Below are 1,266 nucleotides of genomic sequence, written 5' to 3'. Positions count from 1 at the left end.
GCCTCCTTCAGCGATCGCAAAGCGGCCTCGCTACTATCGGCTAACATGACGATCGCCGTTTCTCGCGATTGGGGAATCGGACCATCGTAGCGAAAAGCCGCCTCATCGACGAATTCTTGACCATTTTGGGCGGATTTTTGCAAAGCTTGCTGATAAAAATAGGAAATTAAGAGATTGCCTTGGTGTTCAGGAATAAAATCGCGGACGACTCGCGGTAAACCGTGTCTGCGGGCCATGACTAACCCTTCGCTAACGTGCTTTTTAATAATCTCGGCGCTGACATAGGGATCATTAATTTCATCGTGTTTATTCGGGCCACCCATTTGATTTTCAATAAAACCGAGAGGATCGTGCATTTTCCCGATATCGTGATAGAGAGTTCCCGTGCGAATTAATTCCACATTACAGTGCAGTTTTCGGGCGGCCGCTTCAGCTAAACAGGCGACAAAAAGGGTATGTTGAAAAGTCCCCGGTGCTTCCGTGGCCAAACGTTTGAGCAAACTACAATTAGGATTGGACAACTCCACCAGACGAATGGGAGTGACCACATCGAAACAGCGTTCCAAATAGGGGGATAATCCTAGGGCGATTACCGTCCAAGCTATCCCCGATAGACCATAGACGAGGGCCGTGGGTAGTAGAGTATAGATGATCGTGCTGGCCGTGGCACTAACGATTAGGTAAGTGAGCAGATAAACACCCCCTTGACTGACTCCGATTCCCATCCCTAGCAGCGATAATTCATCCCTAGAACGCAATTTTCCCGCTATCATAGCCGCTAATAGTCCCCCTATCGTCCCGGCGATTAAATCGGCGCTGATACCTTGGATGCTGAATAGGGAAAGACCGGCAGTTAAGAGGACTTGGGTGACGGCCAGAGTCGGGCCGTAGAAACTGCTGACTAATAAACCCACGGCTGCCAAATTGGTAAAGGGAATATTGGCGATCGCTAGGATCGGTGTGGTAAAACTTAGTAAACCCAAGAGAATAAAATCCCGGTGACGCAGAGGCCGATGGAGACGCTGAGCAACGAGGCAAAAAGTCCCGATCGCGCTGGTGACAAGGATTGCCGTTGACCCTAAACCCATCCAGTTAATGCCCCGTTCGCTCAAACCAAAGCCATCAATGAGAACAAACTGAGCTTGAGTAATTTTTTCGCCTGCTTTAACGATAATTTGACCGGTTTGAGCGCTAGACATGACCATATCTACCGCTTCCACCGCTTTAGCGGCTTGTTCTTTGGTTGCCTCCCGATCTTCTATCAGG

The 1,266-nt window shown here is 49.3% G+C and carries 1 protein-coding gene; it reads right to left on the bottom strand.

What is annotated here, in order from left to right; translation table 11 throughout:
- Positions 1-1,266, bottom strand: a 1,266-nt coding sequence (locus PX484_RS08215) for an HD family phosphohydrolase (protein ID WP_288103417.1), incomplete at both ends; no start/stop codon positions are given.

Origin of the sequence: Microcystis sp. M49636_WE2 (assembly GCF_030065375.1) — a bacterium.
Taxonomy (GTDB): domain Bacteria; phylum Cyanobacteriota; class Cyanobacteriia; order Cyanobacteriales; family Microcystaceae; genus Microcystis; species Microcystis aeruginosa_C.
This window is presented reverse-complemented; position numbering and strand designations above follow the sequence as displayed.